A 15,151-nucleotide genomic window follows, 5' to 3' on the forward strand; every position below is an offset into this window, starting at 1 on the left:
AGAAAAATACAGGCGGAGGGAACAGCCGTCTCTGCATCTGGAGGATCGGTAAGATCAAAAGGCGGGCGTAAATCTGTCTTGAGACACGAACCTGTGAAGGATGAAGCTCAAATCTCAGCGTAGCGGATTTGAGTAGTTCACTAAACCTTCATGGTAAACAGAGCTTTATCATAGAAACGAAGAATAATATATAGATAAAAATATGCTAATTAAAAAGATATTATCTTGCTTGATCATCTTTTCCTTAAGTATCATGATCAGCAGTTGTAACGACACCATTGATAGTGTCCAAGCCTTTAACGCTAATAACGCCCCCATCCCCAAAGTGGATAACATCGCCGAAGTTGCCCCCCCAAAACTAATTCAAGAATTAAACAAAACCTTTCAACAAAAACAACCTCAAGTAAGTATTCTTAGCCCCGCTAATGATGAAATCCTTTCCACCACCACCGCCGAAGTCAAACTCGACATCAAAGGATTAGACATCTTCAAAAATGAAGAATTACAGATGGGGCCCCATATACACTTTTTCCTCGATGATCAACCCTATCAAGCCGTATATAATACCGATGAGCCTCTAATTTTGTCCGATTTAGCCCCCGGCACCCACACCATAAGGGTTTTTGCGTCTCGCCCATGGCATGAAAGTTTTAAAAATCCTGATGCCTACGCCCAAACTACTTTCCATGTTTTCACCCCCACCGAAGACAATAATCCTTCCATTAGTCAACCCCTCCTCACCTACTCTCGCCCCCAAGGAAATTACGGTGCAGAGCCTATTATGCTTGATTTTTACCTTACCAATGCCCCCTTACACCTAGTCGCCCAAGAAAGTCAGGAGGATGGTATTCAAGACTGGCGTATTCGAGTGACGGTTAATGGGGAAACTTTTTTGTTAGACACATGGCAACCCATTTATTTAACTGGTTTTAATAAGGGGGAAAACTGGGTAAAATTAGAATTTATTGATGACCGTGGAGATGTGATCAAAAACTCTTTTAATAGTACCGTAAGGGTAATTAATTATGATCCAAAAATTAAGGATACTTTATCAAAATTAGTAACGGGTAAAATTAGTTTAAATAAAGCCAAGGCTATTACTATTCCTACCTATATGGCATCTCCTGAGCCTGTGTTAGAGGAGGTTGTAGAGGATGAGGTTATAAATACGGAGGAAAATATTGTTGAAGATGAGCTGCTTTCTAAAGATAAAGTGATAGAAGATAAAGAAACTATTATCAATGAATCTAATTCGGTGGTTGAGGAAGAAACCATGGAGGAAGAAATCACTGAGGTAGAAGATTTTGTGGAGGAAGTGATTGATAATATTTTGACTGAAGATAGTGAGGTTAATCAGGAGGAAAACAATAAATCTTTGGAGGAAATTATCACTGAGGAAATTCTTGATGTGCCTATGGTGGAGGATGAGGAAGATATGAAGGTAGTTTCTGATAGTGAGGAGGCTGTGACCATTAATTGATAAAATTAATAATAATCATTGTTTAGTTTTGTTAGTGGATAATTTTTTGACTATTTTCAATTCTTGTTTTTTATATTATTATTAGTTTTTATTTAGTAATATTAATATTTTCATAAATTTAAAAGTATGTTTGTTGATATTAGTATTTAGTAAGAACTATTAGTAATCAATAAAATACCATTGTTAATAGTTAATTATCCATTTTTAGTGTTAATTTAATCAATAGTTAAATAGTTATGGCAGGCCATAGTAAGTGGGCAAATATCAAAAGACAAAAAGCGAGGGTTGATGCAAAAAAAGGTAAAACCTTTACTCAACTTTCACGGGCAATTATTGTAGCAGCGCGTAATGGTATTCCCGATATTGATGGAAATTTTCAGTTACGCACAGCGGTAGAAAAAGCGAAGGCTGCAGGGATACCTAATGATAACATCGACAGGGCGATCGCCAAGGGGGCAGGTACTTATAATGATGGAGAAGCCAACCTAGAGGAAATCCGTTACGAGGGCTATGGCATTGGAGGGGTTGCCGTTTTGATTGAAGCCCTCACCGATAATCGTAATCGCACCGCTGCGGATGTGAGGGAAGCCTTTAGTAAAAATGGAGGCAACCTTGGGGAAACAGGTTGTGTGAGTTGGATGTTTGATCATAAAGGAGTAGTAATATTGGAGGGGGAAATCGATGAAGATAAATTACTAGAAATATCCCTCGAAGCCGATGCCCAAAGTTATGAAATGATAGACGAGGAAGACTATCAAGGGGCAGAAATATTTACCGAAGTAGCCAACCTAGAAAATCTTAATCAACATTTACGGGATAAATTTAGTGTTAAAGAAGCGGAATTACGCTGGATACCTAATAATTTTGTGGAAATAAATGATCCTGAACAAACCAAATATTTATTAAGATTAATGGACGCTTTAGAATCTTTAGATGATGTCCAAAATGTCACTGCTAATTTTGAATTACTTGATGAGGAATAAATAATTAGGGTTCAATGAAAAGTGGTGTCGTGACATTAGGCAAAAGAGAGAAATAAATGATTTTTTTAATCTCTTAAATGGATATAATTATATTTTAAATAACTAGCCTAATCACACATTTTAACCATTCCCAAAAAACTCTAACTCAGATGATCAAAAAACTTTCTTTTATCTGCATAGCCCTATTATTTAATACCATTAATTGTGAGCTAAAAGCAGAGCCTCTAAAAAATGCCATCAACCAAGTAGATTTATTGGTTCAAAATTCCTCACAAAATCTTGCCCCCATACCCCTAGACAGGCAAAAAGCTAATGATTTTATTGACATAAGAGGGGTGGGTGACTCTGGCATGGCATTAACCTACCGTCAACCTCCTACCCCTGAGAGTAACCTAGGGGATGGACTACCCGCTAATTTTGGAGTACGATTAGATCGTCTTGATGCTACAGGCAAATCCTACCGAGGAGATTTATCTTTTCTAAATTGGGAAAGCGTAGTCGGCACTCGCTGTAATAGTTTTAGGGGTACACCCAGTAGGACTTCTTTTACTTTTGTTTCCCATCCTGCTAACCTCGCCCAAGCCTACGAAAGGGGTTTTAATTTGATTAGTTTGGCTAATAATCATAGTTGGGATTGCCCTAGGGGAGAAAATGGCTTAGATGGGGCTTTGATGAGTGCTTCTCAGATGAGAAATTTAACCCAAACTTTGAGGGCTAATTGGTTATGGCATGGGGTGGGTAAAGCCCAAGAGAAAAATGTGGCAGTGGTACAAACTATGGAGATAAAAGGGCGTATGGTAAGAGTTGCCTTTGCTAGTTTATATGTGGGGGGAGCGTGTAATAATATTACCTGTATTAGTGATCGAGATGCCATATTGCGATCGCTCCGAGATGCCAATGCAGACATCAGAATTTTATCCCTTCATAGCTGGAATGATCAAACCCAACAACAATTAGTAAATATCGGTAGTGCCTTTATTCGTCAGTATAACGGAGATATAGTCTTTGGTCATGGCCCCCATGTGTGGCGCCCCGTCACCATTATCAACAAACCATCGGGAAAACAAGGGATTATGTTTGAAAGTTTAGGTAACTTTATCCACCCCAATCTTCGAGCAAGAGGGCAGGACATGATAGGGAGAGTATTAATGGATGCTGATACCTTTGAAATCAGGCAAGTACAAGGAATACCTTTACGGGTAAATAGTGCCTCTGCTACCTTTGAAGATTCACCAAATCCCTCATCCATCCCCACCAGTAACTTTACTTGGCGCCCTATTAATAGCCCTGACTGGCAAGAAGATGTTAACCCTCATATCAGGGGAGTATATGTGAATTTACCCTACTAAAAAGTCATAGTTCATGGTTTCCTATTTCAGGGCAAGGGGTTTAAACCCCCTGTCACATTCTGTAGATATTATAAATCTAATAAAACATCTTCCTGATGGGTAATAACGGTGCAATTAGAAGTGGCATAGGCTTTACAGGTAAGGAAAAACCCCGCTTCAATTTCCTTTGGTTTTAAAAAGTCATAGTCATGATTTACTGTACCTTCTTTGAGTTTTCCAGTACAATTTACACACACCCCAGCCCGACAGGAATAAGGTAAATTAAAACCTTGTCTTTCGGCCGCATCTAAAATATACTCATCAGCCATCACATCGATGACGGCATCAATTCCTAATTGTTCGTTAACTAAATGAACTTTATAACTGTTGGACATTTCTATAAAACTTGCACTAAATAAATATTAAAAACAACGAAAAAAAACTCTTTAAATAAGTAAATAAATCAAAAAAACATAATTAATAATTTGTTTAATTAACCTATTTTAAGATTATTTTTAGGGCAAAATAACCTAATTTTTACTTAAGGGAGTTTATTTAATATTACCCTTTATGGAGACCAATAATAAAAAAAGTTCACCCCTCCAAACATTATTTAAGAGTTTAATTTTTTGTCAGATAAATTTGACACCATTTATATAGTAAGTCTTTAAGGATCATTGATAATCCTTTATCCTACAATTATTAAATAATCTTTACATTTCTAGTCATCATGTCAAATCAACAGCAAACAGACATTGTTATTATCGGTAGTGGTTTAGGGGGCTTATGCTGTGGGGCAATGTTGGCAAAATATGGCTATCAGGTAATTGTCTGTGAAAGTCATGCCTTGCCGGGGGGGGCAGCCCATGGTTTTGAGTATAAGGGTTTTAAATTTGATTCGGGCCCTTCTTTATACTCTGGTTTATCCTATTCCCCTTCTACTAATCCTCTGCGTCAAGTGTTGGACATTATTGGAGAGGATGTGGAGTGGAAAAACTATAATAACTGGGGTTGTTGGTTGCCTGAGGGTTATTTTGATGTGGCGGTGGGTGCGGATGATTTTTATAAGTTATTAATCGAATTACGGGGGAATGAAGCGGGTAGGCAGTGGCGAAAATTACAGGAAGTGATGAAACCTTTGGGGAAAGCATCTACGGCGATTCCTCCGGGGGCTTTTCGTTATGATTTGGGAGCTATTTTTACCCTCGCACCCTATGCAGTGTCGATGCTTCCTTATGTGTTTTCGGCGGGTAAGTTAACGGGAAGTTTTGGGAAAATTATGGATGAGGTGGTAACGGATGAATTTATTCGTAATTGGTTAGATTTATTGTGTTTTATGTTGTCGGGTTTACCTGCCCATGGCACTTCGGCGGCGGAGATGGCTTTTATGTTTGCGGAGTGGTATCGTCCTGATGTGGTGTTGGATTATCCTGTGGGGGGTAGTGAGGCGATGGTTAATGCTTTGGTAAGGGGCATGGAGAAGCATGGGGGGCAGTTATGGTTATCTAGTCATGTGCAGGAGATTATGGTGGAAAATAATCGGGCTGTGGGGGTTGTGTTACGGAATGGGAAAACTATTAAAGCTAGCCGGGCAGTGATTTCTAATGCTTCTATTTGGGATACTATTCCTTTGATGAGGGAGGGGGTATTACCAAGGGATTTTGTGGAGAAAGCGGATAAAACACCGATGAATGATAGTTTTATGCACTTACATCTGGGCATTGATGGGGCTGGTTTACCTGCGGATTTACCTTGTCATCATATGATTGTTAATGATTGGGATAGGGGGGTTACGGCGGAGCAAAATGTGGTGGCGGTGTCGATTCCTTCTATACTTGATCCTAGTTTAGCCCCTGAGGGTAAGCATTCTATCCATGTTTATACCCCTGCCACTGAGCCTTATTCTTTGTGGGCTGGGTTGAGTCGCAATGGTGATGAGTATAATCATTTAAAGGAGGTGCGATCACACATTATGTGGTCAGCCTTAGAAAGATTTATTCCCGACATTAGGGAAAGATGTGAGGTAACGTTGGTAGGTACTCCTTTAACCCACGAAAGATTTTTAAGACGTTATCGAGGCACCTATGGGGCGGCATGGAATGCAGATGAGGGTTTATTCCCAGGCTCCACTACTCCTATTAATAATTTATACTGCTGTGGAGATTCTACTTTCCCCGGCATTGGTGTCCCTGCGGTGGCAGCTAGTGGCATGATTACCGCCAATACCCTTGCCTCGGTGTGGCAACATTTACAAGTTTTATGATGATGAAAAACCCCTCAAAAAAAGAGGGGCGAAGATTTATTATTCAAAAAGCCAAGGCTTCATGGTGTTTTGCCAAGAGCAAAGCTCTTCTTCTTTAAACCAAAGGCTTACTTCTCTTTGGGCAGTTTCAATGGCATCTGAGCCATGGATGAGGTTTCTACCGATATTAACGCCATAGTCTCCTCTAATGGTACCAGGTTCAGCACTTAAAGGATCCGTGGCACCAATAATTTTACGGGCAGATGCCACAACTCCTTCTCCTTCCCATACCATGGCAACCACGGGGGAGGAAATGATAAATTCTACTAAACTACCGAAGAAGGGGCGCTCTTTATGAACGTCATAATGTTTTTCGGCTAATTCTTGAGATACGGCCATTAATTTTAAGCCTACGAGGGTAAATCCTTTATTTTCTAAGCGTTTGATTACTTCACCTACGAGGTTACGTTGTACTCCGTCGGGTTTAATCATTAAAAAAGTGCGTTCCACGGTATGCTCCTAACAATAATTTATTTTTATTTCCCTAAAAAAGATTACCTTAGATGTTGCACCTTTTCACAAGTTTTCTCGATTATTTTAGTTGGGGGATATGCTCCATTGACCATTGTTGTAGGGATTTTTGACAAGGTTAGAATTATAGTAGCGTAAATCCTCGGTTACTTCCTTATCTATCCATGGGGGTAGGGAGATGGTTTGATTTTCTGAGGTTAGTTCTACTTCTGCTAATAGCAATCCTTGGTTATCGCCAAAAAATTCGTCTATTTCCCACACTAATTCTTCAATTTTGATTTTATAACGTTTTTTTTCAATTAAAGGGCGATCGCACATAATCCTTAACATTTCCTCTGCCTCCGTCAAAGGAATAGGATACTCAAACTCAGAACGACTCATGCCCGTTGTTTTACCCTTGAGAGTGAGAAAACCCAAATTACCAGCAATTCTCACCCTTACCGTGCTACCATTTTGGGTATAAATGTAACCCTGCTGATAAACTACCCCATCATCAGGAGGTTGCCAAAGTTTCTTATTAACCAAAAATTTGCGTTCAATTTCGACAGACATAATTTTTCCTTGCAAATTAGACTTATTTTAAGTTAGTATAATAAAGGACTAAAAAAGTGGCGGCATAGCCAAGTGGTAAGGCAAGGGTCTGCAAAACCTTCATCCCCCAGTTCGAATCTGGGTGCCGCCTTAAAAAATAATAAAATTTTTCAAAATATTAAACTCTATTACAAAGGGTATTTTCCCCCATTGATAGGGTTTTTTTAGTCATCATCTTTCCGCCCTCTTGGAGACTCCCAGCATAGCTGTAATCAGCTTGGTGGTGAGAGGAATAGAGGGGCAAGGCTTATGTTGCATAGTTATATCCGTCCTTTTTGTGTATATGTTGACAATATTTGTGGCTAATACCTTGAATTAAACCGTTTTTGGTAGAAATATTAAAACTTCCACTAGAGCGAACAGCTACTCTGCCTGTATAAGTACCAATCTTCTTTCCTTTAGTTACAATGGCTTTGACTATATCGCCCGTTTGAAATCCTTTAACAAACTTAAAACGAGGCACATAGCGAGAAGGGAAACCGTATTTATCAGTACGACAGGATTGTCTGGTACCATGTCCATTAGCTGTGATCAACAAAGGTTTAATGCCTTTTACCTTAAGTGTTGGAGTTGATGTACCGACACAAGCCGCATCTAACCAATGAGTTTTAGGTAAGTTTTGTTGACATCTATTAAACTTCGTCAAGCCACCAGAACCTGTCTCTATAGATAATCCTGTTTCCTTTAACATAGCCAAAAGAGCATTTCTGGTAGCATTAACTGCCGCCGTATCTGCCAAAGGTTTTTTAGCTTGTTTTAATATTTTCTCTAGTCTGGGAGAACCTTTGAGAAAATCTTTAATATTCTGAGTACCCTTTTTTGTGTTGCATTTGTGACAACTCAAAGTAAGGTTAGTTATGGAGTTTGAGCCACCTTTAGATTTAGGATGAATATGCTCAATTTCTAAGGGAACATCTTTTGCCCCACAATAAGCACATTCTCTGCCCCATTTCTCTAAGAGATATTCTCTAGTCTCGTAACCAACCAAAGCTCCTTGCTGATACTCTTTTCCTTGAATCTCTGGATTACGCATTAATTGCATATCAAAACGAACTAACTCCAAGCTAATCGCTGTAATGTTGGCAACTTTTTGTAATCGTTTAACCCAGGTTTTGATATTCTCAACTCGACTTTGTAGGCTAGGGGGTAGCCAACCTTGATGGCGAGTTCTATTTAAAAATCTTGGCTTACGGTAACGAGTTTTACGATTTCTTCTACTTCTACGAAGTTGTCTTCTGGAAGTTAGAGCATCTCTAATGGCAAATCCTCTATGCTGTAATTCAGCAGCAAAGACAACCTCTCCCGAAGTATCGCTAACTAAAGCAATACCTGTGAATTTAGCCCCAGGGTCAATTTTTAGTCTCAAAGGAGCGACATTGCTATCTGGTTTAGATTCTTTTAAGATTAGAGTAAAAGGATATTTACGATAAATAGCGGCTTTCCCGTTTCTTAATAGTTGTCTAGCTTGTGCAGGATGAATTGGGTTTAATGGTTTGTAATTTGTATCTAAGATAAATATTTTGGACATAAGTCCCTCCATAAATGGGTAATGTTAGCTTCGATAATGTTAATGGTCGGTACTTTTCCGAAAACACTGGCTTAACCCTTTAAACCTGTTTAATTCTCGGATTTTAGAGCTACAGACTAGCTTCGCATCTGTAGGTAAGAACTTGAACTCTTACCATTAACGTAGGTAAAGTACCTGAATCTGGTCAACTATAACTGTATTTCAAGCCCCCACTATATTGGTAATCCGATTAGTGGTGGGTTATTGACCAACAAATATTAATTCAATATAACCTTACCTCAAAATCAAGATACTCAAGGTTAAGATCCTTTTCGATAAGATAGAAAGAATAATTCATTAAAATAAAGAAAGACAAAATCGAGAATATAAAGGATAACCGCCTTCAACTTCTTAGCCTTTCACACACTTTTATATATGAAAACTTTACAGTCTATTAGCCAGACTTTGAAAAGATGGCAACAAAGTTATTATAGCCCAAGCCATCAAGAGTACTCCCAGCAGTCATATTCTGACACTGACCATAACATGAGTACCAAACCAAAATGGTTTAAATTTATCTGTAAAGTACACTCCCCCGTAATGATCATTTTCTCCATCACCACTATTACGGGAGTAATCAGCTATCGTTACTATAATCAACCAGAATTAGCAACTGGTACCATTGCCCCCAATACCATCATTGCCCCCGAAGATGGCTCCTTTATTGACCATCAAACCACAGAAGAGCTTCGTCGTAATACCAGAAATGGTTTATTGCCCACCTTAAAACAAGATTTGAGCGCGACGGATTCCATTAAAAGTGTCATTAGGGAAAAACTAGAGAAAATCCAACAGGCAAGGGAAGTATTATTGGCAAATCCAGAGATTAATAACACGATTCTTTCTACGGAAGTTCAACAATATTTAAGATCAACCAATGAAGCCCAGTGGCAGAATATCATTGAAAATAGAGAGAATTTAGCTTCTATTTCCGAGGCAAATTCTAGTTTTGGAGAAGCCGTTGAGGAATTAATAGATTATCAGGAAAGGGCGAATGAAACACAATTTGATAATTTGATTAACCAAATAGCCGTCCACCGAAGTAACTATCAGGTAGCCCAAGGTTTATTAATCGATTTTTCTGAGCTTAACGATAGCGATAAACGTCAGTTTCTTGATTTGAGAGAGCAACAGTGGAGGGAAATTCGAGATTTAGTCAATAGAGTTACCAATCGTATTCTTACCCAAGGTATCCCCATTGGTTTACCAGACACTATGCGGGTGGCAACAGTACAAAGTCATTTAGCTAATAATAATATTTCTCCTGCCCTAGAAGGAGCATTAGTCAGTTTAATTAGCTCCAACTTACGACCTAATTTAATAACCGATGAGGAAGCTACAAGGGTGAGGGCAGAAAGGGCTGCCGAAGAAATTGAGCCTATTGTGGTTTCTATTCAGGCCAACGAAACCATCGTTGCCGAGGGGCAACAAATTACCCAGAGTGAGTTTGTGTTGTTGGACAATTTTGGGCTAAGTCGTCGTAGCATCCATTGGGGGGGAGTGTTAACCTCTGGGGCTTTGACAGGGGGGGCTGTGGTGGTATTCATGGCGATCGCATCTAAACGTACCCAAAGAAGATTAAGAAGAAGAGATCAATTTCTATGGTGGTTGCTTAGTATATCTGTACCAGTGATTAGTTTATTTGATGTGGGTTACAACTCCTTACCTGCCGTGGGTTTTTTGATGAGTAGTTTTTATGGCCCCGTGGTAGCCGTAGCCCATGTAAGTCTGACAGCGGGATTAACCCTGTTTCAAACAGGTACTTTAGGATGGCAATATCTAGCCTCCTCCTACGTCTCATCTATTCTCGCCGCCATTATCGCCTCCCGTTTACGCTCCCGGGAAGAATTAGCCTTTTTAGGGGGTGGAGTAGGTTTTACCCAGGGGGCTGTTTACTTCGTCGTTACCCTCGCCTCTAGTACCGCCATCGGTGGTTTTTGGTATGCCATTATACCCAGCGCCATTTGGCATGGGGCAGTGGGTTTAACCTATGGAGTAATCGCCCTTGGTATTTCCCCTTATTTAGAAAGATTTTTTGACCTGATTACCCCCATTCGCCTTGCCGAATTATCTAATACTAACCGTCCTTTATTAAAACGATTAGCCACCGAAGCCCCCGGCACATTTCAACATACGATGTTTGTATCCTCCCTTGCTGAAGCTGCCGCGCGGAAGTTAAATTGCAACGTGGAATTAGTCAGGGCAGGAACTTTATATCATGATATAGGAAAAATGCACGACCCCCTCGGCTTTATTGAAAATCAGATGGGGGGTCATAATAAACATGACGAAATAAATGATCCTTGGAAAAGTGCTGATATTATTAAAAAACACGTTAGCGAAGGGATTTTGATGGCAAAAAAACATGGTTTACCCCAAGCTATTCGTAATTTTATCCCCGAACATCAAGGCACTTTATTAATTTCCTATTTTTATTATCAAGCCAAAACTCAAAAAGAGGAAAATCCTGACATAGAAATCGATGAAACCAATTTCCGTTACGATGGCCCTATTCCCCAATCCCGTGAGACAGGTATTGTAATGTTAGCCGATGGTTGTGAGGCGGCGTTGCGATCGCTCAATGACGCTACCCCTGAACAGGCTATGGGTATGGTTAACAAGATTTTTAAGGCCCGTTGGCGTGACCATCAACTGGATGATTCGGGGTTACGTTATGATGAGTTACCTATTATTGCAGAAGTGTTTATCAATGTTTGGCAACAGTTTAATCATAAACGGATTGTTTATCCTAAAGGGGCTTTGGAAATGAAAACCTCTAAATAATTGATAATTGACAATGGATAATGAAGGTAAGAGATAAAAATTTTATACTAATGAGGTCAACAATGGGCTTAAGCCCCTTGCAATAAATAACCAATAAAAGTACAGTTTATAAATCAGATTTAGTACAACAAAAAGTTCCGAGCCCCATGGCTCATTTAAATATAAATTTAAATTATGATTATTGGTTTGACAGGGGGTATTGCCACAGGTAAAAGTACGGTATCGAAGTATTTAGAAAATAAGTATAAAATCCCTGTGGTGGATGCAGATATTTTGGCGAGGGAAGCGGTAAAGGTTTATTCTCCTATCTATAAAAACATCGTAAACCGTTATGGGGCGCAAATATTATTGGCGGATGTAACTATCAATCGGGTTAGGTTAGGGGAGATTATTTTTAATGATGAAGCCGAAAAAGTGTGGTTAGAGGGGCAAATTCATCCTTACGTGAGAAAAGCAATGGAGAGGGAAGTTAGGGAGTGTGAAGCACCGATGATGGTGTTATCTATTCCTCTTTTGTTTGAAGCACAAATGACTGATTTAGTGGATGAAGTCTGGGTAGTCTATGCTGATTTTGATGCTCAAGTGGCTCGATTACAACAGCGAAATGGTTTGTCCGAAGAAAGTGCGATCGCCCGCATTACAAATCAAATGCCCCTAAGAGAAAAACTCAAAAGGGCAGATGTAGTTATAGACAATTCTGGAGATATAAAAGACCTATATCAGAAAATAGATCAAAAGATTCTAACAAGGACCTAAACCAATTTTAGGAGCATATACAGCCCTATCTCCCAATTGATGTTCAATGCGTAATAAACGGTTATATTTTGCAACCCTTTCACTACGACAAAGAGAACCAGTTTTAATTTGCCCCGCACGGGTAGCTACCGCCAAATCAGCGATGGTAGTATCTTCCGTTTCCCCAGAGCGATGACTGATAACAGAGCGATAACCTTTACGGGTAGCCAAGTGGATGGTTTCTAGGGTTTCGCTGAGGGTACCAATTTGATTCAACTTGATTAAGATAGAATTGGCAATACCCAAATCAATACCCTTTTGTAAACGGGTGGCATTGGTGACAAATAAATCATCGCCGACTAATTGAATTTTAGAACCTAATCTGTCAGTAAGGGTTTTCCAGGTATCCCAATCATCTTCCTGTAGGGCATCCTCGATGGAAATAATGGGATATTTACCCACCAAATCCTCTAAATAATCGATAAACTCCTCCGAGGAATGGGCAGAGCCATCATAAACATATTGACCATCTTTGTAAAACTCACTGGCCGCCACATCCATAGCCAAAGCAACCTGTTCTCCCGGTTTATAACCAGCCACCTCGATCGCCTGTATAAGCAAGTCCAGAGCCTCTTGGTTAGACCCTAGATTGGGAGCGTATCCCCCCTCATCACCTACCCCAGAGAGTAAGCCTTTTCCCTTTAAAACCTTGCTCAAGGAAGCAAAAATTTCTGCACCCCATCTTAGAGCCTCAGAGAAAGTTTCCGCACCCACGGGCATAATCATAAACTCTTGGAAGTCCACATTATTATCAGCATGGGAACCACCATTTAAAACGTTCATCATGGGAACAGGTAAAACATTGGCTAAAGGGCCGCCCAAATAACGATATAAAGGCATCTGTAATTCAAGGGCTACCGCCTTGGCATTGGCGAGGGATACCGCAAGAATGGCATTAGCACCCAAATTCTTCTTGTTGGGGGAACCGTCACGGTTAATCATAGCTGTATCGATGCCCACCTGATCAAAAGCGTCAATATCAAGTAGTTCGGGAGCAATTTTTTCTCTGATGTTGCGTACGGCTTTTAAAACCCCGTTACCACCGTAGCGATTAGGATCTCCATCTCTCAATTCATGGGCTTCAAAGCTACCAGTAGAGGCACCGCTAGGCACTTGGGCAATACCTACCACGCCGCTTTCTAGGCGTACTTCTGCTTCTACGGTGGGGCGCCCACGGGAGTCTAATATCTCCCTAGCTTCAATTTCTTCAATCAATATGGAATCTTGTTCTAGCATTTATTTATCTACCTTCTCGATGACCTTGTCTATTATTAAATAAAACTAACTTTTACGATAGTCAGTTAGGTAAAAATTATCTAACTTAGTCTTAATGTAGTTCATATATTTGATGGTGACGAACAAAATTTAGTTTGCGGTGAGTTGGGAGAGGGTATCAACAAAGGTGGGATAGGAAATGGAAGCGGCATCGGCACGGTGGATGGTGGTTTCTCCTTTTGCCATTAAGGCTGCGATCGCCAAGCTCATAGCAATACGATGATCGGTAAAACTATCTACATCGGCACCATGGAGAGGACTTCCCCCGATGATTTCTAATCCGTCAGGATATTCAGTAACTTTTGCCCCCATCTTGCCTAATTCTAACGCCATTACCGCAAGGCGATCGCTCTCTTTTACCCTCAATTCCTCTGCATCTTTAATTTTTGTCGTTCCTTCTGCAAAACAGGCCGCCACGGCTAAAATAGGTACTTCATCAATGAGACGGGGAATTATAGCTCCCTCGATGGTACAACCCTTTAACTGACTAGACTTCACCCGCAAATCCGCCACGGGTTCCCCCGCTGCTTCCCTTTGGTTTTCTAGGGTAATATCCGCCCCCATCATCTGTAAAGCCTCCAAGATGCCCACACGGGTAGGGTTTACCCCCACATTTTCGATCAACAAATCTGAATTAGGTGCGATCGCCCCTGCCACTAGCCAAAAGGCCGCCGAGCTTATATCCCCCGGTACGATTACCTTTTGCCCCATAAGGGGGGTTTTACCTTCAATGGTAACGCTGTTAGTATCTGGATCGATGTCCAATTTTGCCCCAAAAGCCCGTAACATCCTTTCGCTGTGATCCCGTGATAGAGCAGGTTCGGTAACGGTGGTTTTCCCTTCACTCATCAACCCTGCCAACAAAATACAGGATTTTACCTGAGCGCTGGCGATGGGGGAATGGTAATGGATGGGTTTTAAATTTTGTCCGATTACCGCTAGGGGCGCGTTTTGATTATCTTTTCTACCGTAGATTAATGCTCCCATCTGTTGTAAAGGTTTTACTACCCGAGACATAGGGCGCGATCGCAATGAGTTATCCCCTGTGACGGTGAAAAACTTACCGGGTTGAGATGCCAACAAACCCAACATTAAGCGCATGGTAGTGCCTGAGTTACCCGCATCAAGAATATCGGTAGGTTCTTGTAATCCTTGGTTGCCAATGCCTTCTACAACGACTTTTTGTGTGTTTAACTCTGATATGGTTGCCCCCATGGCCTGAAAACATTTTGCCGTACTACGAGGGTCTTCCCCTAATAATAATCCTTCGATGGTGGTTTGTCCAGAGGCGATCGCCCCTAACATCAAAGCACGGTGGGAAATAGACTTATCCCCCGGGATAGAAATAGTACCTTGTAAACCATCACCATTATGGGTAATTATCAACTGGTCTTCTTGGGGAGTTTTAATCAGTTTAATCACAGTAAAATCAACATCTCCGAACATGAATTGAAATTTAGATCTTACCAGATACTTGCCAGATTGAGGAAATGGGGAGTAGGGGAGATTAGGGGTAGGAGTAAACGAAGTTTGATTATTAATTGCTTTGGTAAATTATGTTTAATTGAGTAGTCA

Annotated in this window: 12 protein-coding genes and 1 tRNA gene; 7 read left to right on the plus strand and 6 right to left on the minus strand. The window is 40.4% G+C overall.

Going from position 1 to position 15,151, the window contains the following annotated elements; translation table 11 throughout:
* Positions 1-253 precede the first annotated feature (253 nt).
* The 3 genes from ACXITR_RS02195 (at position 254) to ACXITR_RS02205 (ending at position 3,812) form a co-directional block, all read left to right on the plus strand.
* Entirely contained in the window at positions 254-1,480 is a 1,227-nt protein-coding gene (locus ACXITR_RS02195) for a hypothetical protein (protein ID WP_457995599.1), read from the plus strand.
* Positions 1,481-1,716: 236 nt separating this feature from the next.
* Complete coding sequence (locus tag ACXITR_RS02200; protein ID WP_457995600.1) at positions 1,717-2,463, plus strand: YebC/PmpR family DNA-binding transcriptional regulator; 747 nt, start codon at positions 1,717-1,719, stop codon at positions 2,461-2,463.
* A gap of 149 nt (positions 2,464-2,612) precedes the next feature.
* Complete coding sequence (locus ACXITR_RS02205; protein WP_457995601.1) at positions 2,613-3,812, plus strand: CapA family protein; 1,200 nt, start codon at positions 2,613-2,615, stop codon at positions 3,810-3,812.
* 68 nt (positions 3,813-3,880) lie between these two features.
* On the opposite strand, the gene ACXITR_RS02210 is transcribed toward ACXITR_RS02205, so the two are convergent.
* The gene (locus ACXITR_RS02210; RefSeq protein ID WP_457995602.1) at positions 3,881-4,186 is read right to left on the minus strand and encodes a 2Fe-2S iron-sulfur cluster-binding protein; all 306 of its coding nucleotides are present in this window, start codon (positions 4,184-4,186) and stop codon (positions 3,881-3,883) included.
* 335 nt (positions 4,187-4,521) lie between these two features.
* Between ACXITR_RS02210 and ACXITR_RS02215 the strand changes: the two genes are divergently transcribed.
* The gene (locus tag ACXITR_RS02215) at positions 4,522-6,054 is read left to right on the plus strand and encodes a phytoene desaturase family protein (RefSeq protein ID WP_457995603.1); all 1,533 of its coding nucleotides are present in this window, start codon (positions 4,522-4,524) and stop codon (positions 6,052-6,054) included.
* Positions 6,055-6,093: 39 nt separating this feature from the next.
* On the opposite strand, the gene ndk is transcribed toward ACXITR_RS02215, so the two are convergent.
* Together ndk and ACXITR_RS02225 are read right to left on the minus strand one after the other, a co-directional pair.
* A complete protein-coding gene (ndk, locus tag ACXITR_RS02220) occupies positions 6,094-6,543 on the minus strand; it encodes a nucleoside-diphosphate kinase (protein WP_457995604.1) in 450 nt (149 codons plus the stop codon).
* 87 nt (positions 6,544-6,630) lie between these two features.
* Entirely contained in the window at positions 6,631-7,116 is a 486-nt protein-coding gene (locus ACXITR_RS02225; protein ID WP_457995605.1) for a CYTH domain-containing protein, read from the minus strand.
* A 58-nt stretch (positions 7,117-7,174) separates the two neighbouring features.
* Between ACXITR_RS02225 and ACXITR_RS02230 the strand changes: the two genes are divergently transcribed.
* Positions 7,175-7,246: transfer RNA gene (locus ACXITR_RS02230), tRNA-Cys, on the plus strand.
* Positions 7,247-7,402: 156 nt separating this feature from the next.
* On the opposite strand, the gene iscB is transcribed toward ACXITR_RS02230, so the two are convergent.
* Positions 7,403-8,683, minus strand: coding sequence for an RNA-guided endonuclease IscB (gene iscB / locus ACXITR_RS02235; RefSeq protein WP_457995606.1), 1,281 nt, complete (start codon positions 8,681-8,683; stop codon positions 7,403-7,405).
* Positions 8,684-9,097: 414 nt separating this feature from the next.
* Between iscB and ACXITR_RS02240 the strand changes: the two genes are divergently transcribed.
* Positions 9,098-11,506 (plus strand): HD family phosphohydrolase, encoded by a 2,409-nt coding sequence (locus ACXITR_RS02240; RefSeq protein ID WP_457995607.1) that lies wholly within the window; start codon positions 9,098-9,100, stop codon positions 11,504-11,506.
* A gap of 174 nt (positions 11,507-11,680) precedes the next feature.
* The gene (coaE, locus tag ACXITR_RS02245; RefSeq protein WP_457995608.1) at positions 11,681-12,262 is read left to right on the plus strand and encodes a dephospho-CoA kinase; all 582 of its coding nucleotides are present in this window, start codon (positions 11,681-11,683) and stop codon (positions 12,260-12,262) included.
* Here the strand turns inward: coaE and eno are convergent.
* On the minus strand, positions 12,248-13,537 hold the full coding sequence (gene eno, locus ACXITR_RS02250; RefSeq protein WP_457995609.1) for a phosphopyruvate hydratase: 1,290 nt from the start codon (positions 13,535-13,537) through the stop codon (positions 12,248-12,250). The two genes, coaE and eno, sit on opposite strands and share 15 nt — an antisense overlap.
* A gap of 129 nt (positions 13,538-13,666) precedes the next feature.
* Positions 13,667-15,022: a 3-phosphoshikimate 1-carboxyvinyltransferase gene (gene aroA / locus ACXITR_RS02255; RefSeq protein WP_457995610.1), complete on the minus strand. Its 1,356-nt coding sequence runs from the start codon at positions 15,020-15,022 to the stop codon at positions 13,667-13,669.
* Positions 15,023-15,151: the final 129 nt, after the last annotated feature.

This window comes from Cyanobacterium sp., assembly GCF_054166785.1.

What these genes read in the sequence shown, in the direction of transcription:
- ACXITR_RS02195 (WP_457995599.1), top strand. Translation starts at nt 254, where the DNA reads ATGATCAGCAGTTGTAACGACACCATTGATAGTGTCCAAGCCTTTAAC.
- eno (WP_457995609.1), bottom strand. Translation starts at nt 13,537, where the DNA reads ATGCTAGAACAAGATTCCATATTGATTGAAGAAATTGAAGCTAGGGAG.
- aroA (WP_457995610.1), bottom strand. Translation starts at nt 15,022, where the DNA reads ATGTTCGGAGATGTTGATTTTACTGTGATTAAACTGATTAAAACTCCC.
- ACXITR_RS02200 (WP_457995600.1), top strand. Translation starts at nt 1,717, where the DNA reads ATGGCAGGCCATAGTAAGTGGGCAAATATCAAAAGACAAAAAGCGAGG.
- ACXITR_RS02215 (WP_457995603.1), top strand. Translation starts at nt 4,522, where the DNA reads ATGTCAAATCAACAGCAAACAGACATTGTTATTATCGGTAGTGGTTTA.
- iscB (WP_457995606.1), bottom strand. Translation starts at nt 8,683, where the DNA reads ATGTCCAAAATATTTATCTTAGATACAAATTACAAACCATTAAACCCA.
- ACXITR_RS02210 (WP_457995602.1), bottom strand. Translation starts at nt 4,186, where the DNA reads ATGTCCAACAGTTATAAAGTTCATTTAGTTAACGAACAATTAGGAATT.
- ACXITR_RS02225 (WP_457995605.1), bottom strand. Translation starts at nt 7,116, where the DNA reads ATGTCTGTCGAAATTGAACGCAAATTTTTGGTTAATAAGAAACTTTGG.
- ACXITR_RS02205 (WP_457995601.1), top strand. Translation starts at nt 2,613, where the DNA reads ATGATCAAAAAACTTTCTTTTATCTGCATAGCCCTATTATTTAATACC.
- ACXITR_RS02240 (WP_457995607.1), top strand. Translation starts at nt 9,098, where the DNA reads ATGAAAACTTTACAGTCTATTAGCCAGACTTTGAAAAGATGGCAACAA.
- coaE (WP_457995608.1), top strand. Translation starts at nt 11,681, where the DNA reads ATGATTATTGGTTTGACAGGGGGTATTGCCACAGGTAAAAGTACGGTA.